At 69.3% G+C, this 267-nt stretch carries 1 protein-coding gene; it reads right to left on the bottom strand.

Features of this window, described 5'->3' with window-relative positions; genetic code table 11:
* Positions 1–10 precede the first annotated feature (10 nt).
* On the bottom strand, positions 11–267 hold a 257-nt coding region (gene arfB / locus EOB49_RS35385; protein ID WP_127383572.1), incomplete at its 5' end, for an alternative ribosome rescue aminoacyl-tRNA hydrolase ArfB.

The following is a 267-nucleotide window of genomic DNA, read 5'->3' as shown; positions in this document are numbered from 1 at the left end:
GGTGTGGTGCTTAATCGTTCTCCACCCGGCCGCGCAGCTTCTTGATCGTGCCGCGTCCGGCCTTGCTCTTCAGCCGCCGCTCCACCGCGCCTTTCGACGGCCGCGTCTTCTTGCGCGGCGGCGGCGGCGGTTCGGCGGCCTTGGCGACCAATGCCGTCAGCCGTGCCCGCGCATCCGCCCGGTTCTGTTCCTGGGTGCGGAAGCGGCCCGCTTCGATGACGATGACACCGTCCTTGGTGGCACGCTGGCCGGCAAGCTTGATCGTCC

It is taken from the genome of Mesorhizobium sp. M7A.F.Ca.MR.148.00.0.0, from assembly GCF_003997735.1.
GTDB lineage: Bacteria > Pseudomonadota > Alphaproteobacteria > Rhizobiales > Rhizobiaceae > Mesorhizobium.
The sequence above is the reverse complement of the archived record's forward strand: the minus strand, read 5'-3'. Positions and strand labels throughout refer to the sequence as shown.